General features: G+C 58.5%; 23 protein-coding genes. 6 read left to right on the top strand and 17 right to left on the bottom strand.

The features are described from left to right. Positions 1-19 precede the first annotated feature (19 nt). The 3 genes from RAL88_RS12665 to RAL88_RS12655 all read right to left on the bottom strand — a co-directional run bounded on the left by RAL88_RS12665 (position 20) and on the right by RAL88_RS12655 (position 3,897). The gene (locus tag RAL88_RS12665; protein WP_306263876.1) at positions 20-634 is read right to left on the bottom strand and encodes a ribonuclease D; all 615 of its coding nucleotides are present in this window, start codon (positions 632-634) and stop codon (positions 20-22) included. A 126-nt stretch (positions 635-760) separates the two neighbouring features. Continuing rightward, positions 761-2,059, bottom strand: a complete 1,299-nt coding sequence (locus RAL88_RS12660; protein WP_306263874.1) for an HlyD family type I secretion periplasmic adaptor subunit — start codon at positions 2,057-2,059, stop codon at positions 761-763. Further along, a complete protein-coding gene (locus RAL88_RS12655) occupies positions 2,056-3,897 on the bottom strand; it encodes a type I secretion system permease/ATPase (protein ID WP_306263873.1) in 1,842 nt (613 codons plus the stop codon). Before RAL88_RS12655 ends, RAL88_RS12660 begins: the two co-directional genes overlap by 4 nt. Before the next feature lie 231 nt (positions 3,898-4,128). Between RAL88_RS12655 and RAL88_RS12650 the strand changes: the two genes are divergently transcribed. Together RAL88_RS12650 and RAL88_RS12645 are read left to right on the top strand one after the other, a co-directional pair. Beyond that, complete coding sequence (locus tag RAL88_RS12650; RefSeq protein WP_306263871.1) at positions 4,129-4,428, top strand: hypothetical protein; 300 nt, start codon at positions 4,129-4,131, stop codon at positions 4,426-4,428. Positions 4,429-4,468: 40 nt separating this feature from the next. Beyond that, positions 4,469-8,608: a S8 family serine peptidase gene (locus RAL88_RS12645; protein ID WP_306263869.1), complete on the top strand. Its 4,140-nt coding sequence runs from the start codon at positions 4,469-4,471 to the stop codon at positions 8,606-8,608. Positions 8,609-8,750: 142 nt separating this feature from the next. On the opposite strand, the gene RAL88_RS12640 is transcribed toward RAL88_RS12645, so the two are convergent. From RAL88_RS12640 to RAL88_RS12600, 9 genes are all read right to left on the bottom strand, one after another. Then, entirely contained in the window at positions 8,751-10,916 is a 2,166-nt protein-coding gene (locus tag RAL88_RS12640; RefSeq protein ID WP_306263867.1) for a bifunctional diguanylate cyclase/phosphodiesterase, read from the bottom strand. Between the two features lie 261 nt (positions 10,917-11,177). Next, positions 11,178-12,542, bottom strand: coding sequence for an NADH-quinone oxidoreductase subunit N (locus tag RAL88_RS12635; protein ID WP_306263865.1), 1,365 nt, complete (start codon positions 12,540-12,542; stop codon positions 11,178-11,180). Next, complete coding sequence (locus tag RAL88_RS12630) at positions 12,542-14,005, bottom strand: NuoM family protein (protein WP_306263863.1); 1,464 nt, start codon at positions 14,003-14,005, stop codon at positions 12,542-12,544. The genes RAL88_RS12635 and RAL88_RS12630 overlap by 1 nt, the downstream gene beginning before the upstream one ends. Before the next feature lie 13 nt (positions 14,006-14,018). Continuing rightward, positions 14,019-15,911 carry an NADH-quinone oxidoreductase subunit L gene (locus RAL88_RS12625; protein ID WP_306263861.1) on the bottom strand — a complete coding sequence of 631 codons (1,893 nt, stop codon included), beginning with the start codon at positions 15,909-15,911 and terminating at the stop codon, positions 14,019-14,021. Then, complete coding sequence (gene nuoK / locus RAL88_RS12620) at positions 15,911-16,222, bottom strand: NADH-quinone oxidoreductase subunit NuoK (RefSeq protein ID WP_306263859.1); 312 nt, start codon at positions 16,220-16,222, stop codon at positions 15,911-15,913. The genes RAL88_RS12625 and nuoK overlap by 1 nt, the downstream gene beginning before the upstream one ends. Beyond that, positions 16,219-16,743 (bottom strand): NADH-quinone oxidoreductase subunit J, encoded by a 525-nt coding sequence (locus tag RAL88_RS12615; protein WP_306263857.1) that lies wholly within the window; start codon positions 16,741-16,743, stop codon positions 16,219-16,221. Before RAL88_RS12615 ends, nuoK begins: the two co-directional genes overlap by 4 nt. Continuing rightward, positions 16,740-17,639: a complex I subunit 1 family protein gene (locus RAL88_RS12610; RefSeq protein WP_306263855.1), complete on the bottom strand. Its 900-nt coding sequence runs from the start codon at positions 17,637-17,639 to the stop codon at positions 16,740-16,742. Before RAL88_RS12610 ends, RAL88_RS12615 begins: the two co-directional genes overlap by 4 nt. Next, positions 17,636-19,534: a heavy metal-binding domain-containing protein gene (locus RAL88_RS12605; RefSeq protein WP_306263853.1), complete on the bottom strand. Its 1,899-nt coding sequence runs from the start codon at positions 19,532-19,534 to the stop codon at positions 17,636-17,638. The genes RAL88_RS12610 and RAL88_RS12605 overlap by 4 nt, the downstream gene beginning before the upstream one ends. Beyond that, a complete protein-coding gene (locus RAL88_RS12600; RefSeq protein WP_306263851.1) occupies positions 19,534-19,926 on the bottom strand; it encodes an NADH-quinone oxidoreductase subunit A in 393 nt (130 codons plus the stop codon). Before RAL88_RS12600 ends, RAL88_RS12605 begins: the two co-directional genes overlap by 1 nt. Before the next feature lie 480 nt (positions 19,927-20,406). Between RAL88_RS12600 and RAL88_RS12595 the strand changes: the two genes are divergently transcribed. Both RAL88_RS12595 and RAL88_RS12590 read left to right on the top strand, forming a co-directional pair. Then, positions 20,407-20,796 carry a helix-turn-helix transcriptional regulator gene (locus RAL88_RS12595; RefSeq protein WP_306263849.1) on the top strand — a complete coding sequence of 130 codons (390 nt, stop codon included), beginning with the start codon at positions 20,407-20,409 and terminating at the stop codon, positions 20,794-20,796. After that, on the top strand, positions 20,793-21,221 hold the full coding sequence (locus tag RAL88_RS12590) for an SRPBCC domain-containing protein (RefSeq protein WP_306263847.1): 429 nt from the start codon (positions 20,793-20,795) through the stop codon (positions 21,219-21,221). The genes RAL88_RS12595 and RAL88_RS12590 overlap by 4 nt, the downstream gene beginning before the upstream one ends. A gap of 88 nt (positions 21,222-21,309) precedes the next feature. Here the strand turns inward: RAL88_RS12590 and RAL88_RS12585 are convergent, their stop codons facing one another. The 3 genes from RAL88_RS12585 to RAL88_RS12575 all read right to left on the bottom strand — a co-directional run bounded on the left by RAL88_RS12585 (position 21,310) and on the right by RAL88_RS12575 (position 23,387). Then, positions 21,310-21,795, bottom strand: a complete 486-nt coding sequence (locus RAL88_RS12585; RefSeq protein ID WP_306263845.1) for a VOC family protein — start codon at positions 21,793-21,795, stop codon at positions 21,310-21,312. Positions 21,796-21,903: 108 nt separating this feature from the next. Continuing rightward, the gene (locus tag RAL88_RS12580) at positions 21,904-22,650 is read right to left on the bottom strand and encodes a VOC family protein (RefSeq protein ID WP_306263843.1); all 747 of its coding nucleotides are present in this window, start codon (positions 22,648-22,650) and stop codon (positions 21,904-21,906) included. Between the two features lie 56 nt (positions 22,651-22,706). Next, positions 22,707-23,387, bottom strand: a complete 681-nt coding sequence (locus RAL88_RS12575) for a TetR/AcrR family transcriptional regulator (RefSeq protein ID WP_306263841.1) — start codon at positions 23,385-23,387, stop codon at positions 22,707-22,709. 221 nt (positions 23,388-23,608) lie between these two features. Here RAL88_RS12575 and RAL88_RS12570 point away from each other — a divergent pair, with 221 nt between their 5' ends. Continuing rightward, entirely contained in the window at positions 23,609-24,184 is a 576-nt protein-coding gene (locus tag RAL88_RS12570) for a YdeI family protein (protein ID WP_306263839.1), read from the top strand. Between the two features lie 49 nt (positions 24,185-24,233). On the opposite strand, the gene RAL88_RS12565 is transcribed toward RAL88_RS12570, so the two are convergent. Next, the gene (locus RAL88_RS12565) at positions 24,234-24,710 is read right to left on the bottom strand and encodes an SRPBCC family protein (RefSeq protein ID WP_306263838.1); all 477 of its coding nucleotides are present in this window, start codon (positions 24,708-24,710) and stop codon (positions 24,234-24,236) included. Further along, entirely contained in the window at positions 24,707-25,027 is a 321-nt protein-coding gene (locus RAL88_RS12560) for a helix-turn-helix transcriptional regulator (protein ID WP_306269678.1), read from the bottom strand. The genes RAL88_RS12565 and RAL88_RS12560 overlap by 4 nt, the downstream gene beginning before the upstream one ends. Positions 25,028-25,056: 29 nt before the next feature. Here RAL88_RS12560 and RAL88_RS12555 point away from each other — a divergent pair, with 29 nt between their 5' ends. Then, complete coding sequence (locus RAL88_RS12555) at positions 25,057-25,221, top strand: hypothetical protein (RefSeq protein ID WP_306269802.1); 165 nt, start codon at positions 25,057-25,059, stop codon at positions 25,219-25,221. Positions 25,222-25,367: the final 146 nt, after the last annotated feature.

The raw sequence follows: 25,367 nt of genomic DNA, 5'->3' as shown, positions 1-25,367 counted from the left end.
GCGGATTTGTCGCGCAGGCTCAGGAATGGGCGAAAATATCCGTCTCCGGCCAGCCCATCAGATCAAGCCGCGCCCTTGTCGGCAGGAAATCAAAACAACTTTGCGCAATTTCCGTGCGGCCTTCACGGGCAAGCCGCTCATCGAGTTGCTGTTTCAGCGCGTGCAGATACAGCACATCGCTGGCAGCATATTCCTGTTGCGCCTGGGTCAGTTCATCTGCACCCCAATTGGAGCTTTGCTGTTGTTTCGACAAATCAACATCAATCAGCTCGCGGCACAAATCCTTCAGACCATGGCGGTCCGTATAGGTGCGCACCAGCCGTGACGCAATCTTGGTGCAATAAATCGGCGCAGTAAGTGCACCAAAGCGATGCAGCAGGACAGCCACATCAAATCTGGCAAAATGGAACAGTTTCAAAACCGACCGATCATTCAGAATCCGTTTCAGATTGGGCGCAGTTTCCTGTTCCTGGCTGATCTGAACCAGATCGGCGGTGTTGTCGCCTCTGGATATCTGGACGAGGCAGAGCCGGTCGCGGTGCGGGATCAGTCCCATTGTCTCGGTATCAATGGCAACCGAGCTGCCCGGATCATAGTCATCAGGCAGATCGTTTTTATGCAGGCGGATGGTCATAGGGTGTGTCTCTCTTGAATACAGGATGGGTTTCATAGTCGCTTTGTGCCGACAGGTCCATCACAAGCAAGACGCCGCCCCGCAAACCAACCCAGCCAGGCTTCTGCCGGTAGCGTAATTCAGAACCTATTTTTCGCGAAAGGCATGCTGCAGCTGGTCGGAAAACGGTTTGAGGAAATAGTTCATGGGCGAGCGGTCTCCGGTTTGCAGAAACGCTTCGACCGGCATGCCGGGCTTGAGCACCAGAGAACCAAGCTTGGCTTCTTCGGTTTTGTCGAGGGTCAGGCGCACTTTGTAGAAGGGCGGCGTATCGACATTGGGTTGATTCAGATCCGCCGAAATGCGGGTCACCTCACCGCGGATTTGCGGTGTCAGCCTGCTGTCGGCGTTGGGAAACAGCAACAACGCACTCTGCCCGGTGCTGATCCGGTCGATGTCCTGGGGGCGCACTCTTGCCTCCACCACCAGCCGGTCGCCACGTGGTACAAGCTGCATCACGGTTTCGCCCGGTGCCAGCACGGCACCGATGGTGGTCACTGACAGATCCAGAACCTGCCCGGCACGCGGCGCAACGATGTCGGTGCGGCGCAAACGCGCCGAGACCGCGTTGCGGCGCTCGCGATATTCACCGAGCCGGGCTTCAGCATCGCGCAACTCATCAAGAGCCCTGGCGCGGAAATCATCGGTGATCTGAATGGCTTGCAGCCGGGTTTCGCTGATGCGTCCCGATACGCGTGCAATTTCCGAGCTGAGTTGCCCGGCTTCGCCGCCCAGACGCGCCTGTTCGCGCTGCAGCGAGAGGACCCGGGATTTGGGTATGAGACCGCGGCTGATCAGGGATTCAATGTCATTCTGTTCTTCGGTGATGAATCCGATCTGGGCCTGTTTGGCAGCCTGTTGGGCTGTCAGGCCCTTGATCTCCTCGCCATATTGCTCAATACGCTGGTCCAGTTGATCGAGCCGCCCCTGAATAGCTGCATTCTGGGTCTGCAAAAGGCGGCGTTGCCCCAGCATCAGAGCTGTCACAGTTGGATCATCACCCCGCGACAACAGATCCTCATCGAAGTCGATCTGTGTTGAGAAATCCCGTTCCGCCCGCAGCCGGGCGCTTTTGGCCAGCAATTCCAGCCTGGCAGATTCCAGGATCGACAATTCGGCCTGAGCATCGGTGTTGTCGAGCCGCAACAGCAGATCACCCGCTTCAACCGGATCTCCTTCGTCAACCAGAATTTCCGCGACAATCCCACCTTCGCGATGCTGAATGCGTTTGGTGCTGCTTTCCACGACGATTGTGCCGGGCGCTATCACCGCACCGCTGATGCTGGTGAAACTGGCCCAGGCGCCGATACTGCCCAAAACGACAATGATCGCCAGTCCGCCGGCCAATTGATAGCGCCGGATCGATCTTGCCGGAGAACCGATCATGCCGATGCATCCTTCACGGTTTTGCCAACCACAGCGAGCTGCTGGGCCGGGCGCGGCGTGTCCTGCTTCTCGCCAGCGGCCCCCGAGCCGGCATCCGATGGAGCATATTCATCCGCTTCGGGACGCGGCGCGATCACTTTTCCCAGAACCTCATCGCGATCTCCAAAGGCTACCATCCGGCCGTTGCGCAGCATCATCAGCTTATCCAGCGCCGCAATTGCGCTGGGCCGGTGGGCCACGACAATGATTGTGCCGCCGCGAGCACGCACCGCCAGAACCGCCTTGATCAGGGCAGCTTCGCCTTCAGCGTCCAGATTTGCATTGGGTTCGTCCAGTATCACCAGAACCGGCTGACCGTAAAGCGCTCGGGCAAGACCGATGCGCTGACACTGGCCGGCAGACAGGGTGCCGCCGCGCGGACCGATCATCGTATTATAACCATCGGGCAATTGCTGGATCATGTCATGGACCGCCGCCTGCCTGGCAGCCGAGACAATATCGTCAGCCCGCGCTGCGGGTTGGAACCGGGCGATATTCTGACTGATGCTGCCTTCAAACAAATCGACTTTCTGCGGCAGATAGCCCAGATGTGGACCCAGTTTCACCGGGTCCCAGTGGTCCAGATCTGCGCCATCCAGCCGTACCACACCCTGTTTCAACGGCGCATTGCCGATCAGGGCGCGTGCAAGCGTGGTTTTTCCCGCACCTGTCGGACCGATAATACCAAGACCGCTGCCCGGTTCCAGCCGGAAGCTGATGCCCTGTATCAGCGCCCGCCTGTCAGTCGATGAAAACACGCTCAGACCCTCCACACTGATGCGGCCTTCGGGATCTGGAAGGGTCAGCCGGGCGACCGGCGCAGGCTGACCGGCGATGAGGTTTGAAAAACGTTGCCAGGCCTGCCGGAACGACACAAAGGCCTGCCAGTGAACAACGGATTGCTCGACCGGTGCCAGCGCCCGCGACATGATGATCGAGGCGGCAATCATGGTGCCGGGAGATATCTGCTGGCGCACTGCCAGATATGCGCCGATGGCCAGAATGGCGGACTGAAATACCAGTCGTAAAGTACGCGATGTGGCAGAAATGACACCGCCTCTGTCCGCAGCGCTGCTCTGCGCCTGCAACGCTGCCATCTGCAGCTGTGCCCAGCGGTCCCGCACCACATCGCTCATCCCCAGAACCGAACTGGTTTCAACATTGCGACGGCTTTCATCTCCCAGATCCTGCGCTGCGGACTGGGCCTTTTGCGACGCCTCGGTCGGTCCGGTGATCAGCCGGTTGTTGAGCATTGCAAGCGCAGCCAGCAACAGCACTGCCAGCAAAGAAGCCAGCCCCAGGACAGGATGCATGAGATAGATCACAAACAGATAGACCGGAGCCCATGGCATATCGAGAAACGCCAGCGGACCCGGCCCGGATACAAAGTTGCGCAGCGTGACCAGATCCTGAATCGGTGACAGCCGAACCTGGGCGTGGCCGAGCCTGGCATGATGGTTCACCAAATCAAAAGCAGTGGTGCGAAACCGCTCTTCCACCTGCTGGCCGACGCGCGCCATAATCCGTCCCCGGATAAATTCCAGAAAGCCATACAGCGCATAAAGGATGATCACCAGAATCGACAAGGCTATCAGGGTGGAAACGCTGCCGCTGGCCAGAACGCGGTCATAGACCTGAAGCATGAACAGGGGGCCGGTCAGCATCAGCAGATTGGTGACCAGACTGAACCAGACGACAGAGACCGGCATCAGACGCAGCAGCGACAGTGCCCGTTTTCCATTTCCGGAATGGTCTGACACATCCTCCGAGGCTTCGGGCGGTTGTCGTGATGTGGTCATGTCTGGATTTTTCTGACGGTTCATTTCCGGCCTTTTCAGCCCCGTGTCCGAATGCAAAGTGCAGTTTAAGGTCGCATTCCGAAACTTTGTTTAACATGCTAGAATAGATATTAATAATTTATGTATTGGTTTGCGCTAGAAATTTCCGTCCTGAGTCGGCTCCGGACCGACTGGGGACGTGAAACACTGGGGACGTGAAACACTGGGGACGTGAAACACTGCGGGAGAACAATGCTTATCAGATCGAGCGCCTTATTGCTGTCACTGCTGGTACCGCAACCCGGCATCACGTCTGAAGCCACCATTCTATCCGGAATGGTGGTGCCGGGCGGCATTACCTGTCCAATACTCAAAACCCAGGACGGGAAAACAGTTTCCCTGATGGGGATCAGGCCAGCAGATGCACCGATTGGAAAAGATTTTGATTTCTCTGGAACTTTTGTTGCGCGTTCAACGTGTCAGCAATTACCCCTGACGTTTCGGGTTGATAAAATACTGCTCTCAAAACCTGCTGCCGGTAAAACACAGTGACACGTTATAAATTTTCATTATTGACCAAAGAGTTAGCGCATTGATTCCGACATACACACCTTCTGATCCGCTTTTCAACCAGCAATGGCATCTGGCGTCAATCGGCCGTCTGGGCTTCACCCTGGGGACAGATTTTGCCGGACTGGAACGGATCTGGGCGGATCATAGGGGAGATGGTGTCCAAGTCGGTATCTGGGATGACGGCGTGCAGGCCAGCCACTGGGACCTTGATGGCAATTATAATGCCAGTATGCAGGTTACCATTGACGGAACGCCCAACAATGGACAGCCACTGACCGCAACCGACGGGCATGGAACCGCCGTTGCGGGCCTGATCGCGGCTGAAAATAACGGCATTGGCGGCGTTGGTGTGGCGTTTGAGGCCAGCGTTACCGGTATCCGCATTTTTGGCGGCGCTGACGATATCAACTCCAACTGGTCACGATACCTCAAGACGCTGGATCATCTGGGTGACTTTGACGTCACCAATCACAGCTATGGCGGGTCACCGAGTTTTTACGTCTACAGTGATGTCGCGAAGTTTGAAAAATCGGCCGAGGTTGGTCGCGGCGGTCTGGGAACCGTCAACGTCAAATCCGCCGGAAACAGCAATATTGACGGCAATGGCGAAGCGCTTGACGCAAGCCGTTTCACGGTGACAGTCGGCGCACTGGATTCAAGCGGTCAGGTTGCTTCCTACTCCACCTATGGTGCTCATCTGCTGGTCTCTGCTCCCGCCGGGTCGGTGACGACTGACCGTCTTGGCAACGGCAATGGCTATGACGGGCTGTTGAACGGCGACTACACCAATAAGTTTGGCGGCACATCTGCGGCCTCACCAATCACTGCCGGCGTTGTCTCGCTGATGCTGGACGCCAATCCGGGTCTGGGGTGGCGGGATGTGCAGAATATACTGAGCTATTCTTCGGTCGGCACAGGCAGCCTGTATTCCGGACCGACCACCTATGAAAACAGCAGCTGGAAATGGACTGGTGCTGACAACTGGAATGGCGGCGGCCTGCATTTCAGCGAAGATTACGGCTACGGCATGGTCAATGCGTTCAACGCAGTTCGCATGGCCGAAGTCTGGAGCGCTTTCAATCCGGCACCGGCGACATCGGCCAACGAACAAAGTGTCACGTCGGGCACGGTTACGGCGAACAAGGCAATTGTCGATCTGGCAACGCTGAGCTTTTCCTTCATGGTCAGCCAGAGCATTGCACTGGAATATGTGGCGCTGACGATTTCTCTGACCCACAGCTATTTCACCGATCTGCGGATGGATCTGATATCGCCCGACGGGACACAGATGTCGTTCTATGACGGATCGAGCGGCGACGGCACCACTGCCGATGGCAATTTTTCCTATACGTTCGGACTCGACGGCTATCGTGGTGAAACCAGCTACGGTCAGTGGACGGTTGAGATTGAAGACACCTATGGCGCCGACCAGGGCACGCTGCAATCGGTGAAGTTCACCGGCTATGGCTCAGCCATCAGCGCCGACGACGTCTATCATTATACCGACGAAGTCCTGACAGCCCAGGCCGCCCAGAATGGCCGCGAGGTTCTGACGGATTCCGATGGCGGCGTGGACTGGATCGACGCCTCGGCGATGTATCGCAATCTCGTCCTGAACCTGACAGAAGGCAGCACTTCGACGCTTGCCGGCACAGCCTTTCTGACCATCGCTGCCGGCACCAGCATTGAACATGCCATTGCCGGCGATGGCGATGATCTGATCACCGGCAACAGTCTTGACAACAGCATTTACGGCATGCGCGGCGATGACACGATGGATGGCGGCGATGGAACCGATACGGCGGTTTTCTTCGGCAATCTGGCCGATTATACCATTACCAACTCCGGCGGTGTCGTGACAGTGAGCGGTGCCAGCGGTACCGACACACTGACAAATTTCGAATTCCTCGCCTTTGACGATCAGACCATCGAAATCCAGGCTGCCGGTCTGGATGTGACCGCGCCGCTGCTGACTGCCAGCACGCCGGCAGATGAGGCCAGCGCGGTCAACGTCGACGCTGACATAGTGCTGACTTTCAACGAGGCCGTGAAGGCGGGCACCGGATTCATTGTGATCCACAATTCCAATGGCACTGTGTGGCGCAGCATTGATGTGACCGACGCCAGTCAGATCAGCATTGTCGGCAAGACCGTCCGGGTCAATCCGGCTGCGGATCTGGCATCCGGCAGCAGCTATTATGTGACTGTCGATGCCGGAGCCATTCGCGACAGTTCGGAGAATGGCTTTGGCGGCATTGCCGGCAGCGGGGCACTGAATTTCGCCACCCGCTCGCAATATAATATCATCACCGGCGATGGTGGCAGAAACCGCCTCAACGGCACGAATGGCGATGATCTGATTTCAGGTCTTGGCAATCATGACCGGCTGTCCGGCGGCAATGGCAATGATGTCCTGATCGGCGGAGATGGCAATGACCGGCTGGATGGCGGCAAAGGCCTGGATACGGCTTCATATGCAGGCACAATCGGAGGTGTCACAGTGGATCTCAACAATCTGCGCGCCCAAAACACCGGGGCCGCAGGCAGAGACACGATACGCAACATCGAAAACGTCACCGGCGGCGATGGCAACGACGATCTGACCGGAAATCGAAATGCCAACCGGCTGGAAGGCGGCAAGGGTGATGACACGCTGCGCGGCGGCCTCGGTAACGACTATCTGGATGGCGGCTCGGACAGTGATACGGCTGTCTTCAACAGTACCCTGGCGGCATCGACAATTGTCTATGATCCACAGAGCGGTGAATTCACGATCACCGGTCCGGACGGCACCGACACGCTGGCCAATGTGGAATTCTTCCAGTTCTCCGACGTCACAGTCAACGCCGGCGACATGATGACCGTTGCACTGACGTCCGGCAATGATGTTCACATTGGCGATGCGACCGACGAGCGGATTGACGGGCTGGCAGGCGCGGACCGAATAAATGGTGCCGGCGGGTCGGACACGCTGATTGGCGGCGCTGGTGATGACATTCTCAACGGCGGCGCGGATGATGATACGCTGATCGGCGGACAAGGCACGGACACAGCGGTCTTCAGCGGTAACCGGTCGCAATATACGATCGGCTTCGACGCTGGACGCTTTACTGTCAGCGGACCGGACGGAACCGATACGGTCGAGCAGATTGAACAGCTTCAATTTGATGATGTTGTCGTCAGCCTGCCTTCTGTCGTCTCAGTTTCGGGGCTTCGGGCGCGCGCTGCGGAAGGCGATGCAGCGACAACGCAACTGAGTTTCACCATTGCCCTCGACAAGGCATCAGCGAGTGAGCAGTCAGTCGATTTTGCAGTTAGCGGAACAGGCGCAAATGCGGCCAACAGTGCCGATTTTGAAGGCGGTGTTCTGCCGTCTGGCTCAGTGCTGTTCGCCGTCGGCGAAACCACAAAAACCGTGACCTTCTCGGTTCGGGGCGACACCGATTCAGAGGGCGATGAGACCTTCGCTGTCAGCCTCACCAACCCGACCGGCGATCTGATTGTCGGGACAGGTGTGGCAATCGGCACGATTGTCGATGATGACCTCACCCAGATTTATCTGAGCGGAGGGCGCGACCGCTATAATGGCAGCAACGATTCGGACTGGATTTACGGCCTCGACGGTAATGACCGGATCAACGGCCGCAACGGCGATGACATACTCAATGGCGGTGCCGGCAATGACAAGCTGGATGGCGGCAATGGAATAGATACGGCATCCTATGATGGCACCGACCAGGGTGTTTCCGTCACGCTTGCCTCGACACGCGGCCAGAATACCGGCGCAGCGGGCAGAGACCAGTTGCGCAATATCGAAAATCTGGTCGGCAGTGCCTATGATGATGAGCTCAGCGGCAATAATCTTGCCAACGTTCTGGATGGAGCGGCCGGAGACGATCTGCTGTTCGGCGGCGGCAGGGCTGATACGTTCGTCTTCAGGACCGGCAACGGCGATGACACGATTGGCGATTTCTCCACCAGCGAAGGCGACCTCATCGATGTCGCCGCCTACGGCTTTACAACTCTGGCTGATTTCGACGATTTCAGGTTCGACGGGTCTGATACCATCGTACAGCTGGATTCAAGCAACAGCATCACCGTCAGCAGCGTTGATCTGACCAGCGCGCTGACCCCGGAAGATTCATTCCTGTTCGGGTGATCACCGCACGATTTCCTGCTCACATTGAAACGAGTTAGGCCGACCGCAGAATTGTGGCCGGCTTAATTGCATTTCGATTGAACGCTATTGAACAAATTCAAAAGGCGGAAGCGAAGTTGATTTGTTCTTTCACGGAACAGGATCAGGCGCGCAGCAGACGGGCAATTTTTTGTACTTTTTGGCCCGGTGGCCGAAGCCATCTTGTCAGCTCTTCAATTGGAAGCGGCCCGCTGAACAGAAACCCCTGAATTTGATTGCATCCTGCCAGGTGGGCAAGGTTGGCCTGTTCGGCAGTTTCCACGCCTTCGGCAACCACCGTCAGATCAAGGGCACGGCCAAGGCTGGCAATGGATTCCATCAGGTTAAGCGCTTCCACATTCTGTTCAACACCCATGACAAAACTCTGGTCGATTTTCAGCTTGTCAAACGGCAATTGGCGCAGATAGCCGATTGATGAGAATCCGGTACCGAAATCATCCAGCACAATTCCAAATCCGGCGGATTTCAGGGCATTGAGTTTTTCCCTGGCCAGTCCCGGGTGGCTGACAACAATGCGTTCGGTCAATTCAAGCTCGATGCGGTGTGTTTCGATACCGGTCTCTTGCGCGATGGCCAGCAGATCCTCTGTCAGCATCGGATCGAGCAGTTGAACCGGCGACAGATTGACACTGACCTTGAGATCCGGCCGTCCGACCATATCCTCACAGACCCGGCGGAACACATAGGTTCCCAGAATGCTGATCAGGCCGGATTCTTCGGCCACAGGAATGAAGGATTCAGGCGACATCCGCCCGAACTCCGTGGAATTCCAGTAAACCAGGGCTTCCGCCAATTCCATCTGGCCGGTTTGGGAATGCACGATCGGCTGATAATGGACTTTAATTTCACCGGCAGTCAGTGCCGCGCGCAGGGCCTGATCAATCTTGCGGTTCTTGAACAGGGATGATTCATATTCTTCGCGATAGATAATCGGTTCGCCAGCTTTCCTGGCCTTGGCCTGATACATCGCCACATCCGCCTGGCGGACCAGTTCTTCGCAGCTGGTGGTCTGATGTTTCGCGATGGCATAGCCGATTGATACAGAGACGCGGAAGATGCGTCCTTTTACAAGGAAATCCCGCTGGATTTCGGAAAAGCATTTTTTCGCGGTGTTCTCCACCGAGGAGATAATGTCATCTCCAGTTACCAGAATATTGAATTCGTCTCCGCCAACGCGGGCGAGAAAGCCGTTTTTCGGAAGCGCCGCTGCCAAGCGGTCGGCGACCTGACAGATGAGATCATCCCCGCCAGCATGACCAATCGTGTCATTGACATTCTTGAAGCCATCGACATCCAGAAAAATAATGGCGAGTTGGCCGCTGGCGCAAGCCCGACGTGTTGTCGGTTCGCTTAGTCGTTCGACAAAGTGAAACCGGTTGGGCAGCTTTGTCATGCTGTCGGTTCGGGCGTTTTCGAAAGATTCAGCTTCCTTGCGGCCGAGCTCTTCAGCAAATTTACGGGCACCAAAGGCGACGAGAAGCCCGATACCGGCGAAAGAAAGGAGGGCCGCGGAGAGAGGAAGCAGACTTTTTTGCAGTAATTCGTCACCTGGAGTTGGCGCGGTCCATGTCAGATGCCCCAGGATTTCGCCTTCTGCCCCAACCAGTTCGATATGCTCCTTACCCGGATCTTGCGTATCGGACAGTTCAAGGTCATCTGTCAGAAACGTTGCGCCCAATGCCGCAATGCGCTCCTCGTCGAGCATGAAGCCGGAAATATTGACGGTCAGCGTGTCGAAATCGAGACCTTCCAGATCGTCGGACGTTATATAAGCTGCGGCCAGCAGAAACATCTTATCGCCGATCTTGACAAACTGTGTCCGGGCCACAACTTCATCTGTCGGCGCATCGATGAGCAAGTCGCGCATCTGTTGTATCTGTACCGGCGTCAGCAGATCCGCTTGCGGTCCATCCTGTTCCTGGCCTTTGATCCAGCCATATTTGGGCGGTCCATCGGCGGGGGACAGAACAACAAGATCGAGCGCAGAAGAATCGGTCACGCCGGAACCGATGTTAGACACTAGCCAACCGGCATCATCTGCACGGATATTGTCATAGGCATCCTGCCACCAGGAATAATCTACGGTGACGAGACGTAATGTATCGTCGATGGCTTCCAGGCCACCATTCATCATGACCCGGGAATCCTGGAGGGATTTCTGGTTAAATTCTCCTGACATCCAGACCAGTACCGCGCTGATGGTAAAAATCGTTACGGCGACTGCGCCGAACAGAAGCACTGTAATTCTTCTGGTCAGTTTCCGGTTCATCAAATATCCCCTGTGCACAAAGGCACGATTGTCTTTTGTTGCCAGCGTTACCCTACCGCTCAAAATTTCCTATTCCCTAAAGGTCATTGCGCGCGATGTGACAAGTTGGGAATATCGTAAATTATCGGTAAAGTGGAATACCTACTGTGAAGCCGCAGAAATCGGCGCGTTTCCGAAAAATGGCAGCCTGCCGTGCGGTCACTTCACAATAGATCCGATGAAATCGGGGGACAGGCCAACCCAGTCACTTCGTGTCAGCTTTCAACCCGGCAGGACGCTGGCAAACAGTCCCATAAACAGGGTGACGAGCGCCGCCACAGCCCAGACGAATGTCAGCAGTGGCAATCCGGGCGGGGCGGTGGCCGTGCTGCCGTTATCCGCTGTGTGATACATCGGCACGACAATGCGCAGATAGACCCCAAGCGCAAGCACCGTGTTGAGAATGCCGATCACTGCCAGCCAGAGAAAGCCGGCTTCAATTGCAGCGCCGAACAGATAGACCTTGCCGACAAAGCCGAACAGCGGCGGAATACCGGTTAGTGACAACAGGAAGATCACCATCGCAACACCGGCAAAAGGGGCGCGGCGGCCAAAGCCGCGCATGTCATCGAGATTTCGCCCGGCCACCATGACGATAGCAAAAGCACCGAGATTCATCGCCACATAGGCAGCCCCAAAGACAATGACGCCCGGCACGGCCAGCGGACTGACCCCGAGCGCCGCGATGCCAAGCAGGAAATACCCCGATTGGGCGACCGAGGAATAGGCGATCAGCCGCACCAGATTGGTCTGCACCAGAGCTGCAAGATAGCCATAGGTCATGGTCGCCGCCGCAATCAGGGCGATCACCAGAGGCCAGCCGGTGGCGGGCGGCAGTTCGCCCAGCACCCGGACAAAGGCGAACAACGCCGCCACTTTGGTAATGACCGACAGATAGGCCGCGACGCAAACCGGCGCTCCGTCATAAGCGTCAGGTGCCCAGAAATGAAACGGCACCAGCGCGGCTTTGTAGCCCAGTCCGACAATCACTGCGAGCAGCCCTGCAATGGCGATGAGGGGCCGTTCGCCCAGCACGCCGAGGCCGGAAAACAAGGTGGTTCCGGCGCCGCCGAACCAGAAGGTCAGTCCGTAGATCATCACCGACCCGGTGACCGCGCCGAAAACCAGATATTTCATTCCCGCTTCGGTCGCTGCATCATTGCGCGGATAGGCCACCAGCGCAAAGGACCCCAGCCCGGTCAGCACAACGCCAAGCACCAGCAGCATCATGTCGTCGCCGCCCGCCAGCATCAGCGCACCGAGTGTGACAAGGCAGAGCAGGGAATAGACGCTGCCCTCACGGTCCTTGCCGGCCAGTTCCGCCCGCGCCAGCAGCAGCGCCAGTGCCGTGCCCGGCAGCAGAATCAGCTTGGCCCAGCCACTCAGCAAATCGATCCGGTAGGTGCCGCCGAAGACCGTGTTTGCGGCGTCGAGAACCGGAAATGTCGCCGCCACCGCCAGTGCCAGACCGGCCAGCCCGAAGCCCAGCGCCAACCGCGGCATGCGCGCCATCTCGGCGAGCAGCATGAAGACGACCGTCACGGCCAGCGTCATCTCCGGGATCAGAAAGGAGAGGTCGTGGGCCATCAGAAAGCAAGGCTCGCCATGGTGGTATGGATCAGGTCAATCAGCCAGGCTGGTGCCACGCCAATCAGGATTGTCAGGACCAGAAGCGGCACAATAGCCAGTTTCTCGCGCCGGTCGAGATCGGGCATCGCTTGCCATTTTTCGTTCGCCGCGCCGAGAAAGACTCTGGCAATGGCGCGCAGATACAGCCCCGCCGTGACGACGATGGCAAGGATCGCGATGATTGCCCAGGGGGTGGCGTTCAGCGTTGCCAGGAAAATCTGGAATTCGGCCGGGAAATGCGCCAACCCGGGCAGGCCGAGCGAGGCGAAAGCGGAGAGGATAAAGGCCCATCCGAGCCACGGAACACTGCCCAACAACCCGCCGAAATCCGCCATCTCGCGGCTGTGGGCACGATCCTGCAACATGCCGACCAGGAAGAACAGCGCGCCGGTGACCAGGCCGTGGCTGACCATCTGCAAAGTCGCGCCATCAAGCGCCACAATGCGAATGGCGGGGTCGAGCGTCAGCGCCGCGACAGCCACACCCATCACCACATAACCCATATGGTTGATTGACGTGTAGGCAATCATTCTCTTCAAATCATTCTGGGCCAGCGCCGCGAACGCGCCGTAGAGCGCGCTGATTACCCCGAAGGCCAGAATGAACTGGCCGGCCTGGATAAAGGCTTCCGGCGTCATCTGAAGCGCGAAGCGGATCAGTCCATAAGTGCCGAATTTCAGCATCACCCCGGCGAGGATGACGCTGCCTGCCGTGGGGGCCTGCACATGGGCGGCCGGTAGCCAGGTATGCACCGGAAAGGCCGGAATCTTGATGGCAAATGTGATGAGCATCGCAATCAGCGCCAGCATTGCGGCCAACCCCTGCAGCGGCGGCGCGTCGATCCAGACGCGCATGTCGAAGCTGCCGCTGCCGAGATAAAGTCCGAGGATCGCCAGCAGCAGCGGCAGGCTGCCCAAAAGCGTATAGAGAAAGAACATCAGCGCCGCGCGCTGGCGATCCTCATGGCCCCACCCGGCTATCATGAAATACATGCCCACAAGCGAAACTTCGAAAAACACGTAGAACAGCAGCCCGTCCAGCGCCATGAATGTGCCGAGCGAAGCGGTTTCCAGCATCAGCAACACCACCACATAGGTGGAGGCGCGCTCGCTCACCCGTGCCGAATAGATTGCCGAGAGGAAAAACAGCAACGAGGTCAGCAGTACCAGTGGCAGACTGAGCCCATCCACGCCCAGCCGGTAGGCCGCGCCGATGGCCGGAATCCAGGCCATTTCTTCAATCTGGGCAAAGCCGCCAGGTTGAACGCCGCGCCACCAGATGACAAGGGTGACCAGAAAGGTCAGGCCGCTGACCACGATAGAGACGCCATGCGCCATGCGCGCCGAGCGGTCCGGCAGCGCCATCAGGACAAGGCCACCGGCAATCGGCAGGAAGGTTGCGAGGGTCAGGAGTGGCAACATGGGACGGGTCTCCTCAGGAATAAAACGGTGCGGCGAGCAGCACCACCGCAATCAGTGCGATGCCGACGACTGTAATGGCAAGCTCGCGGTGGATCAGACCGCTTTGCAGGCGGCGGGCGCGGTTGCCGCTGGCGATGATGCGCCGCACCAGCCCGAAGATCAGCGCGTCAATAGCCTCCGCATCGGCGCGCCGGACCAAGCCGCCGAACAACAAATTGATCCGTCCGAACGCCAGCACTAAGCGATAGAGAAACTGTTCCAACCGCTCGCAGGCCGCGGCGATTGCCAGAGCCGGACGCAGGCCGAACGCCAGCACTGAGCGATAGATAAGCTGTTCCAGCCGCTCGCAGTCGGCGGCGATAGCCAGAGCCGGGCGCAGGACCAGCCGGTCCATGCCGCCGGCTATGGTAAAGCCGCCCCGGGCCGGGTTGAACAACGCACCGAGCAGCCGGCGCGGCGCGACGAACCAGCCCAGCAGAAGGCCACTCAGACTAGCCCCCAGCCCAAGCGCCGGCACAATCAGTCCAACTTCGGCCATGCCAGCGTCAAGCAGCCGTTCGAGCGGACCGAACACAGCGCCCAGCACCACAGCCAGCGCCACCAGCACAGCAAAGCCCAGCGCCATTTCGGGAATGCGCTCGCGCGCCGGTCCGGCAGCACCGCGCCACAGCACGCTTAGCGCCCGGCCCATATAGGCGCCGGTCAGCAGCGTTCCGGCCAGTGCCAGCGGTGCCAGCCAGACCACCGAGGAGCCGGCGAGCGCGGAGGCAATGATAGCATCCTTGGAAAAGAACCCGGCCAGTGGCGGAATGCCGACCAGAGCCAGTGCCGCAATGGCAAAGCCGGTATAGATTGCCGGCCGCGCCCGGCCCGCACCGGCCAGACCATCAAGGTCTGTGTCGCCGCGGTCATGCTGGAACACACCGGCGCCAAGGAACAGCGCACTCTTGATGGCGGCATGGGCGATCAGATGCAACAGCGCCGCGACCGGTGCTCCAGCGCCGATCGCGACCAGCATCAGACCATACTGGCTTGACGTAGAGGCGGCGAGCAGGCGCTTCAGATCACGCTCCGCCAGGGCTATCAATCCAGTCACGACGGCGGTGACACCGCCAACGATACCGACTGCCAGCAGTGCGCCGCCGGGCAGCATCGGCGCGGTGCGGATCAACAGGATTGCCCCGGCCGCCACCAGCGTCGCCGAGTGCAGCAGGGCCGAGACCGGAGTGGGGCCGGCCATGGCGCGTTGCAGCCAGTTCTGCAACGGCACCTGGGCCGACTTGCCCATCGCGGCCAGCAGCAGCAACAAACCGGCAATCAGTGCAGGCGTACCGGTGGTCAAGAGGGTCAGCGAAATCTCGCTGCTGCCAGCGGTGCCAATGAGCAAAAAGACGCCGATATAGAGCCCCAGATCGGCACTGCGAGTGTACAGAAAAGCCCGTGTGGCGGAGCTGGCTACATCTGGTCGGTCATGCCAGAATCCGATCAGCAGATAGCTGGCAAAACCGATCATCTCCCATGCCGCCAGCAAGGTGATCCAGTCACCTGACAGCACCAGCGCCTGCATTGCGGTGACAAACAACAGCATCGTGCCAAAAAACCGCACACGCTGCGGATCGTTGCGCATATAGCCGACAGCATAGATCAGAACGAAAGCGGCCACGGTTGCGACCAGCAGCGAGAGCACCACCGTCAATGGCGTGGCGGTCAGCCGCAGCGGCATGCCGGGAAGGCCGGGCAAGACTGCTTCGACGGCGTCGATGCCTGAGATACCGTAGAGCAGGCCGAGCGCACCTGCCAAACTCAGCGCTGCGCCACTGAGTGCAACAGGGCCGGGCGCGCGGCGCACGAGAAGAATGGCGAGAGCTGCCAGCAGCGGCGCAAGCAGGGTGAGTGCCAGCATCATCATCCCCTCAACTCGCGGGCTTCTTCCATTTCCAGCGATCCGCGTGAGCGGAACCGTGCGATGGCAATGCCAAAACCGACCGTCATCTCGACCGCCATCACTGCCATGACAATCAGCACGAACATCTGCGCAGCCGGCTCATCGGGGTGAAGATAGCGCCAGAAGGCAACCAGATTGACAAGCGCGGCAGCCAGGATCAGTTCGACCCCCATGATGATCATCACAAGATTGGTCTGGCTGAGTGCGCCATAAAGCCCGACGCCAAACATTCCCGCGCCGACGCTGAGCGCGATTATCAGCTCAATAATCACTTGCCTGGCTCCTTGTTCGGCACAATCGCGACCATCGTCGCGGCGACCATCGCGGTCAGGATTGTCAGCCCCGCCGACTGGAATATCAGCATTGACCGGCCGAGCAGTTCCCGCCCCAGATCTGCGGTCTGCTGTGCGGCTTCAGGGATATCCGTTGCGGGCGGGCCCCAGTCGGCCAGCAATGACACCAAAAGCGCGGCCACCAGTGCGACGCCGCCGACCCAGAGCGAGAGGCGCTTCTGGTGGGTCATGTCCATGGCTCCCATACCGCCCGGGTCCATCATGAACATCACCATGAAGATCGCCATCACACTCATTTCGGTGGCCATCATCATGATCTGCAGGATGCCGAGAAACTCCGCCTGCATGACGAGAAACATCAGGCCGACAGCGGTTTGCGAGAACAGCAATGCAAGGGCGGAGCGCACCATTGAATGGGTGCGGAAAACACCAACGCCGAACCACACTGCCGCCACGCCAAAGAAGGCGAGGAAAATCATCTGCGCATTTATGCCGGTCATAGCGGCACCAGCAGCGCGATGACGCCGACAAGAAATATATTGGCGAGCGCCAGCGAGATGCCCAATTTCCAGCTGACCGCCAGATAACGCGCCTCGCGAACCCGTGGCACAAAGCGTCCGAAGATCAGCATCGCTGCAGCAACGGCCAGAATCTTGATGGCGCTCCAGGCCCAGGCCGGCAGCCAGGGACCAAGCCAGCCGCCCAGATAGAAAGTTACAGTGGCTCCGGCGAGCGCCAGAATAATGACCATCCGCGCCAGCCGCAGCACAGCCAGCCGCGCTCCGGTATATTCCGCCTCAATGCCACCGGCCAGATCACCCGGCGCAGTTGGCAGATCAAGCGGCGGCAGCCAGGCCAGCCCCATTGCAGCAACGATAAACAGCACGAAACCGATCGGCTGGTAGAGGATGTTCCACAACCCCTCCTGCGAGGTGACGATGACAATAGTGGAGAGCGATTCCGCGCGCATTGCCACCGCCGTAATCGGCATCACGATGAGCATCGCATAGGCAATGAATTGCCCGAGAAAACGCCAGCCGCCAATCATGGCGTAAGCGCCATTCGGCCCCCATCCGGCCATGATGAGCGCCACCAGCACATAGGCCAATGCGGCATTCAAAAACAGAGCACCATTGGCCAGATCGGTGATGATCAGAGCCGGTGCCAGGGGAATTACCGACACAGCCAGCAGTCCGGCGACCAGCAGAAGCACGGGCCCGGCTTCGAAGAACAGGCGGTCCGAAGTGCGCGCCAGCACCGATTCGCGCCCCAGCAAAGCCAGCGCTGCAATTGCCGGGCGACCCAGGCTCAACCGGCCATGCACGACCCAACCCTCCAGCACGGCGAGACCATAAGCTCCAAGGGCCAGCGCTAGAAGCGGCATTGCAACGCTCACGCCTGTACCTCCCACGGATCAAGATCCAGCGAGCCGATCGCGGTCAGCGCGTCGGCCAGTTCGGTCTGCGCTGTGAGCCCGTCGATCAGATCGATCTGTGCGGCAAAGGGTGTGGTCAGCCGGGCGCTGGCGATGCGACCGTTTTCCAGCGACAGTTCAAGTTGTGCCGGGCCGCGCGGCGTCTCGATTTCTGCCCTGCCCTCACCGGATATTTTGCCGATGTAGGAGGAAGCGGGAAATGCTATCGCACCGGCGCTCGCGATCAAGTCCTGGCTCTGGGCGATCTCATCACAGCGCTGGTGCAGCCGGGCAAGCGCATCACCGCCGGTTTGGGTGACAATCGCAAAGCCCAGAGCGGTATAGACAGGATCGCGCGCACGGGCATCCTCCTGCCTGCCGGAAGCGCGGCCAACCGGACCGCCCACCGAAGCATCATTATCGAGCAGGCCGATACCGGCAAGTTTTGCCTTCATCAGCGGCGTTGCCCTGACCCGGCTCATAAGCGCCCGAACCGATCCGGCGCGCCGGGCGATTTCATCGACGGGCGATGCGCGCAGCACCAGCTGCAGTGCTGCGGCACGGCGTTCCAGCCAGACCATCCCGGTTTGGCCAGCAAAACCCGCCAGCCAGCCAAGATGGCTGACGATCCGCTCGCGCTCGACTGCAGCGGCACGGGCAACAGCTGCATCGGGCGCCTCCTGCGCGTCCGCTGCGCTCTCCAGCGCGCGGCAAGCCAGTTCCCGCATGGCGACAGGTGCAAGCGGCACCAGTGCTGCCAGACGGTCGCAAAGATCGTTCGGAATGGCCCTATCGGCAAGGGCTGGCCCGGCATTGAGCAGACTTCGCACCCGAGTTTTAACGACGGTATCGCCATCCAGTGTCAGGTTCAGATCGAGGCCCGCTGGCAGACCCGGGAAGAATGGCCCGAACGGCACGTCAATCCAGTCCATCCGCAAACCATCGGGGCTGGCCGGCATATCGCGGGTCAGACCGACCATCGACATGAAATGCGGCTCGATTCCTGCGATGGTTTCACCGCCGCCATGACCACTATGACCACCGTGCATGCTGTGATCCTGTCCGCCGTGACTGCCATCTCCGTGACTGGCATGTCCACCGTGAGCGCTGTGGCCGCTTTCCCCGCTCTTCGTGTCTTCGACCGGCACCAGTGTCATGCCGCATTTCGGGCAGGAACCAGGTTCGTCGCTGAGTACTTCGGGATGCATCGGGCAAGTGTATTGCGCCGGCGCAGCTGCGTGTTTGCTGTGGTCGTGGCTGGCGGAAGGCATGGCCGGCGCATGAGCCGGCATCGCGGCCTCTTTCGCAGGACCGGCGTGATTGCCATGACCAGCGTGACCGGCATGGGCACTTGCTGATGTTTCTCCGGGCACCAGCGTCATGCCGCAAATCGGGCAGGAACCGGGCTCGTCGCTAACCACCTCGGGGTGCATCGGACAGGTATATTCAATGCGGATTTGCAACACCGGCGCTTCGAACTGCGTCACCCTGGGCGCGAAGGCACCGCTGGCAAAGACCGCGCGCAGATCGGCCAGAGCCGCGGCAAGCCCGGCCTGCGACAGGTCCCCGATGGCATCGGCTACGGGCAAGGGCGCAATATCCCTCGCCCCCAATGCGAGGATTGCACGCGGCCGCGGCATTTGGGCATAAGCGACAGAAGCCGCTTCAGCGAGGCCCGGAGGCAGCTTCCCGACAATCAGCAGCACATTGGCGTGGCGTGGCGTGGCAGCGAGATGCAGCCCCACTGCTACGAGATTGAGCCCGTGCGCCCGCGCGACATCCAGTCCCGGCACTACAAAGGCGCACAAGTCGCGCGCCATCGCTGCGGCGATAATCCGGCGCAGACCGCTCATTGTGCCCGGGCGCGCGCCAATCATCATTGCCGCCTCAACGCGCCCTGGCTCCAGCCATAGAGCAGGCCCAGAAACAGAATCGCCAGAAACACGCCCATATCAAGCAGCGCCACCAACCCCTCCTCGCGGTAAACCACGGACCAGGGATACATGAAGGCCATCTCCATATCGAAGGCGAGAAACAGCAGGGCGTAGCCATAATATTTGGCGTGATAACGGACCCAGACCGGATCGCGCGACAATGTGCCGGCACTGGCCGGGACGTCCTTGCCAAGCTCATCCATGGCGGCATCGGTCATACCGGCCGTGTCGCTGCCGCCTCCAATGGCACGCGCCAGACCGTAAAGGATGAAGACAAGACCGACCGTCCCAAGCGTCAGTCCGAATAAAATGGCGTATTGGGCAAGGGCGTTCATCTGATCAGGACCCTTATTGGAGGATTCGTTCCACGACGTTGTCGCGATGGCACAGGAGTAGAACAATCACAATGATATGTCAGAATCATAGTCTTAGACGCAAGAAGGCGGCAAGAGTTACTTCAAATAGTCCAAAATCGGATCATCGCACCTGTAAACCGAACCGATAGGCGTTCGAGACCTGGCGGATGGCGCAATGCGCGCAATCCGACCGGACCATCCGGGAGTGCTTCGGGATTCCATCCGACAAAAAAGGTTGACATAATACTGTTTGGTATCATATATAAGTGATACCTTTTGGTATTATATGGAACCCGTCATGGCCAATTCTGCATCAGACAAATTATCGACCGGCAGGTTTTGCAACACAGCCGGTGATATTGCCCGTGTCAGGAGGCGTAATTTCAAAGAAACCGACATCCGGCTCCCTTTTCAAAACGGGTATCCCGTTTATCTGCCGGCGTGGGCGGCGCTTTCACGATGATCGCGCAGCACCTGAACGATCATGCTGTTCAAGGGGCGTTTCGCGCCCTTGCCGATCCGACGCGGCGCGAGATTCTGCTGCTGCTGAGCGAAGATGACATGACTATCGGGGACGTGGCCGACCGCTTCGAAATCACCCGCGCGGCGGTCAAGAAACACCTCACCATTTTGCAGGAAGGCCGGCTGATCTCGGTTCAGCCCCGTGGCCGGCAACGCATCAACCGGCTGGAGCCGCTCGCCCTGAAACGGGCGTCCGACTGGTTGAACTATTTTGACCGCTTCTGGGATGAGCGCCTGTCGGCGCTGCACAAAGCCATCGAACACGACAACCCGGATGATGCAGACCTGCATCCCCCTAAATCCAGCAAGAGAAAGACTGCAACATGACAACCAGCATCACCAAGACTGCCTTTTTCAACGCCACCAAACAGACTGTCTGGTCGTATCTGACCAATAAGGACAAGCTTGGCGAATGGTATTATCCGGCAATGGCGGATCTGGCTCCCGGCGAAGATTACTGCCTCTATGCACTTGACGAGGATGGCACACAAGTGACGAAGGTCAGCGGTGCGGTTCTGGTCATGGAAGCCCCGTCAAAACTGGTAACGAGTTTTGTCATCGGCCCTTTCGGGTCCAATTCGACGACTGTCACATGGCTGCTGGAAGAGGCGGCAGGCGGAACCCGCCTGCATCTCAGCCATGACGGCATTGCCGAGGCAAGCGGCGATGCGGCGCTAAACCTGCTGATGGCGCTTGATGATGGCTGGGACAAGCATATGGCCGCGCTGCGAAGCTCGGTACATGCGGGGTGATCGCGCTTTTCCCTGGCACCCGGTGACAGCCAACCAAGTCGGGGCAGGCCCGTGCTGGCCGACACCGGGGATAGGTCTGCAAGAGCTGCTACGACGTAGTTTCAGCCTTCGCTGCCGCTTGAAGTACCGCGATATTGATTTTCTTCATTGTCATCATGGCATCCATGGCGCGTTTGGCTTTCGCCCTGTCCGGATCGGCCAACAACTCCGGCAGCGCGCGCGGAATGATCTGCCACGAGAGGCCGAACCGATCCTTCACCCAACCGCATTGTTCATTTTCCGGATGCGCTGAAAGTGCTTCCCAATAGCGATCGACTTCCTCTTGGTCCCTGCAATCAATCGATAGCGAAATGGCTTCGGTGAAGGGAAAGCTGGGGCCACCGTTCAACGCGAGAAAACTGCGCCCCCCAAGGGTGAAGGCAATTTGCAGAACATCGCCAGCCTTGCCACTGGGATAATCGGTCGGTGCATAGGTGATGCTGGCGATATGGCTGTCGGGAAACAGGCCGGTGTAAAAGTCCGCGGCTTGCTCTGCCTCGCCGTCGAACCATAGATGGGTGCTGATCTTGTCCATAAGCTTTCTCCTGTTCGGCGCATTTCCAAATTGCTATCATGCGCAATTCTCGTGCCTTACCTCAGATCGGTTTTGCCGGTTCCTGAAGCCGATTGGCGGCGGGCCGGTTCATGTGGCTGCCTTGCGCGGTCCTGTGAACATGATCCTGGCACCCCGCGGATCGGTCACCTGAATCAGCCAGCCGCTGTCGTCCGGCAATTCGGTCGGACCCATCCGCACCGTGCCTCCGCCGTTTTCGACCGCTGTCCTGGCGGCATCGATATCGGCTACCTGCAGGGCGAAGTTCCAGAACGGTTTGGTGTCCTTTTCAGGGGCATCCATCACCGCGCCGATCATCTCATTGTTGTGATTGATGAAAGTGTAATCGCCCATGTTATCGCCCATCGGCATTGAGCCACCCTTCTCCCAGGCGAATAATTTTCCATAAAACTCGAGGGCGGCGTTCTGGTCGGAGGTGACAAGCTCGTTCCAGCTGCAATGACCCGTCTTCATCGGGGCGAACGCCGTGCTCGGCTGATCGCTGTTGCCGCGCATCAAATAGAAATGCGCGCCTTGTGGATCGGCAACGAAGGCAAAACGCCCGACATCAGGAATATCGGTCGGTTCGATGTCGATCCTGCCACCGAGCGACTTCACCTTCTGTGCGGCTGCATCAACGTCGCTCACGCCCACATAGAAGAACCACATGTCGGGCATGGCCTTTGCGTGATCCTGTGTGCGCATCACGCCAGCGACGGTTTCGCTGCCCGCAGACGCGATGCGATAATCGTTGTCGGGCGCGCCGGGCATGGCCGCGAATGTCCATCCCATGACGGAGCCATAGAAGTCCTGCGCCGAATCCGGGTTCTGCGCCATAAATTCGTACCAGATGGGGGTGCCTTCACGATTGGTCATTGTCGTCTCCTTTTCGGTTATGCATCAGGTTTGTTGGTATGAATGCCTTGCGGGAGGCACATGTCGGCCCCTCCGTTGGGCAGCTCGGCAAACAGCAGTTCGATATAGCGTTTCAGATGATCGACGCTTTCGCGCGCGACCTTACGGTCGCCGGTCGCTTTGGCGAGAATAAAGGCGCCCTGCAGGACCGCCTGGGTGTGCCGGGCCAGACCCGCCGGCGTCCAGTCGGCTGTGATGCCGCGCTGTTCCATCGCCGCCGAGATATCCGGTTCGAGCGTTGCGGCATGACCGAAAATGCTTGCTGCACAGGCGTCGCGAATTCCCTGAGACGAGCCGTATGTCTCCTGCACCATGGTGCCGACGAGGCAGGTGAATTCGGCAATGTTGCCCTCGATGATCGACTTGCGAAAGTCGACATAGGCGAGCACGCGATCCAGCGGATCGACATGGTTGTGATAGGGCGCGGTCCGGAAAAGTGCCGAGGTGGTCTGCGCCCAGAACGTCGCCGCCGCGACGCCAAGCGCTTCCTTACTATCGAAGTGATGGAAGAAGGCCCCTTTGGTGACGCCAGCCGACCTGCATAAATCGTCAATGGTTGTCGCTGCAAAACCCTGCTGGCGGACGACGTCCCGTGCCGCTTCGAGAAGTCGGGTTCGGGCATTGCCGCGTTCGGGTTGATATTTGGTTGGTCTGGACATGAAGAATACATACATTTTAGTTGGTATGTATGTCAAGTGACACAGATTCGAAGACATGAATCGCTAGAAACTAAATTTTCGGCAAACGCTTTAATTGACCAATTTCTGAGTTTACCGTCGTGGCTCGGAGTGGTGGTCATCTGCGCGATTATCGCCATGGGACGGCTGAGGAACTCGCCGCTCCAAACCAATTCGGGAAAGGCTGTGCGATGACAAAAATAATGCCGGAAGTCGAAAACCTGCTGAACACGGCGAAGTGGTACAAAGAACGCAGGAAGCTGCGTTCTCTGATCCTCGATTGCGGCCTTGATGAGAACGTGAAGTGGGGCAAGCTGTGCTATTCGTACCGGTCCAGCAATGTCGTCATCATCTACGGATTGAAGACCTACTGCGCACTTGGATTTTTCAAGGGGTCCCTGCTCGATGACAACAAAGATGTGCTGGTGCAACCCGGCAAACACTCTCAGGCCATGCGCCAGCTGCGGTTCGAAAACCTCGATGAAATCACCGACAGCGAAAACCTCATCAAGAGCTACATTGGAAAGGCAATCCAAGTGGAGAGGGATGGTCTGGAGGTGGATTTCGACGAGAAGCACACTCTCGCATATCCCGACGAGCTTCAGGTCGCGCTGAACGAAAACCCCGAATTGGCCGAAGCCTTCAATGAGCTGACCCCTGGACGCCAGCGGGGCTATGTCCTGCATTTTTCGGATGCCAAGCAGTCCAGGACGCGGACATCGAGAATTGAGAAGAGCCGGTCAAAGATCATGGATGGCAAGGGGTTGAACGAGCGGTAATGTCTCTCAAACTGGCAGCCGCAGCCGCCGCTTCAAATATCGCTCATCATCACTCTGCGGATTTTGGCCGCATGGGGTCTGCAAAGATGTCGATAGCGCGCCCGGTTTCCAGATATGATTTCATGCTCGACAGGACGGTCGGCCAACCTTGGCTGATCGCCTTCTGCATCCCGCTTCCAGGCTCCAGTTCATCATGTGTGAGCGTCAGCCGGACCATGTCGTCGAGCGGCTCGACATCAAACGTGACCCGGCTGTGCTTCGCCGGATCAGACTGTTGAGAGGCATTCGCCCATGTCATAACCAGACGCTTTGGTGGCACGCATTCGACCACCTTTCCTATCAGTTCTACAGTGCGGTCCTTACCGGCGCGGATATGTTCCCACTTCGATCCGGGCTGCCAGTCCGATACGTTCTCGTGGGCCCAGTAACGCCGTGCGACTTCCGGTTTTGTAATCGCGTCGAACACTTTTTGCGGCGTCGACAAGATGTAAGTGACGTAGACGAAGCTGGTTGTTTCTGTGGTCATCTTGGCTTTCCTTCGAGTTCCTGTTTCAGATCATGCAGCAGGCTGAGGCGTTCAACTTCGAACTTCCGGACCCATCGCTGGTAAATGTCATGGAGAGGCACGGGATTGATGAAATGCAGCTTTTCCCGCCCGCGTTTGACAGTCGCAATCAGGTTTGCCTCTTCCAGCAGCCCGAGATGTTGGGTTGCCGACTGGCGCGCCATGTCAAGGTGCGCGCAGAGCTGGCCAAGTGTCTGACCATTTTGTCCGCATAACAGATCCAGCAAACGCCTCCGACTGGGGTCAGCCAATGCCCGGAACACTTTATCCGCGTCCATTTCACGCTTGTCATCCATGGGAAAATTATATGCAGGTATTTACCTGCATGTCAAGGAGCGAGAATGAGGCAGGCAAGGCTGAGGTTTCGCGAATAGTGAGTGGACTTGGCCCGATACTGCAGATGGGGTTTCACTGTACCTACGATGACCACTGCCAACCGCGCGACCATCTCAACGACGACATCAATGCGTAGAATTACGCCCGAAGCCTCAAAACCCTCGGTGGTCTCACACCATATGAATGCATCTGCAAAATCGGGACAAATAAACCAGAAAGATTCAACCTAATGCCGATCCAACAAATGCCAGGACTACACCCCTGGTCGTTCCTTTATTTGAC

It is taken from the genome of Pararhizobium sp. IMCC3301 (genome assembly GCF_030758315.1).
Lineage (GTDB): Bacteria > Pseudomonadota > Alphaproteobacteria > Rhizobiales.
This window is presented reverse-complemented; position numbering and strand designations above follow the sequence as displayed.

Coding starts and splice junctions, on each gene's coding strand:
- RAL88_RS12665 (WP_306263876.1), bottom strand. CDS start 634: ATGACCATCCGCCTGCATAAAAACGATCTGCCTGATGACTATGATCCG.
- RAL88_RS12660 (WP_306263874.1), bottom strand. CDS start 2,059: ATGATCGGTTCTCCGGCAAGATCGATCCGGCGCTATCAATTGGCCGGC.
- RAL88_RS12655 (WP_306263873.1), bottom strand. CDS start 3,897: ATGACCACATCACGACAACCGCCCGAAGCCTCGGAGGATGTGTCAGAC.
- RAL88_RS12650 (WP_306263871.1), top strand. CDS start 4,129: ATGCTTATCAGATCGAGCGCCTTATTGCTGTCACTGCTGGTACCGCAA.
- RAL88_RS12640 (WP_306263867.1), bottom strand. CDS start 10,916: ATGAACCGGAAACTGACCAGAAGAATTACAGTGCTTCTGTTCGGCGCA.
- RAL88_RS12635 (WP_306263865.1), bottom strand. CDS start 12,542: ATGGCCCACGACCTCTCCTTTCTGATCCCGGAGATGACGCTGGCCGTG.
- RAL88_RS12630 (WP_306263863.1), bottom strand. CDS start 14,005: ATGTTGCCACTCCTGACCCTCGCAACCTTCCTGCCGATTGCCGGTGGC.
- RAL88_RS12625 (WP_306263861.1), bottom strand. CDS start 15,911: ATGATGCTGGCACTCACCCTGCTTGCGCCGCTGCTGGCAGCTCTCGCC.
- RAL88_RS12615 (WP_306263857.1), bottom strand. CDS start 16,743: ATGACCGGCATAAATGCGCAGATGATTTTCCTCGCCTTCTTTGGCGTG.
- RAL88_RS12605 (WP_306263853.1), bottom strand. CDS start 19,534: ATGATTGGCGCGCGCCCGGGCACAATGAGCGGTCTGCGCCGGATTATC.
- RAL88_RS12600 (WP_306263851.1), bottom strand. CDS start 19,926: ATGAACGCCCTTGCCCAATACGCCATTTTATTCGGACTGACGCTTGGG.
- RAL88_RS12595 (WP_306263849.1), top strand. CDS start 20,407: ATGATCGCGCAGCACCTGAACGATCATGCTGTTCAAGGGGCGTTTCGC.
- RAL88_RS12590 (WP_306263847.1), top strand. CDS start 20,793: ATGACAACCAGCATCACCAAGACTGCCTTTTTCAACGCCACCAAACAG.
- RAL88_RS12585 (WP_306263845.1), bottom strand. CDS start 21,795: ATGGACAAGATCAGCACCCATCTATGGTTCGACGGCGAGGCAGAGCAA.
- RAL88_RS12580 (WP_306263843.1), bottom strand. CDS start 22,650: ATGGCGCAGAACCCGGATTCGGCGCAGGACTTCTATGGCTCCGTCATG.
- RAL88_RS12575 (WP_306263841.1), bottom strand. CDS start 23,387: ATGTCCAGACCAACCAAATATCAACCCGAACGCGGCAATGCCCGAACC.
- RAL88_RS12570 (WP_306263839.1), top strand. CDS start 23,609: ATGCCGGAAGTCGAAAACCTGCTGAACACGGCGAAGTGGTACAAAGAA.
- RAL88_RS12565 (WP_306263838.1), bottom strand. CDS start 24,710: ATGACCACAGAAACAACCAGCTTCGTCTACGTCACTTACATCTTGTCG.
- RAL88_RS12560 (WP_306269678.1), bottom strand. CDS start 25,027: ATGGACGCGGATAAAGTGTTCCGGGCATTGGCTGACCCCAGTCGGAGG.
- RAL88_RS12555 (WP_306269802.1), top strand. CDS start 25,057: ATGCAGGTATTTACCTGCATGTCAAGGAGCGAGAATGAGGCAGGCAAG.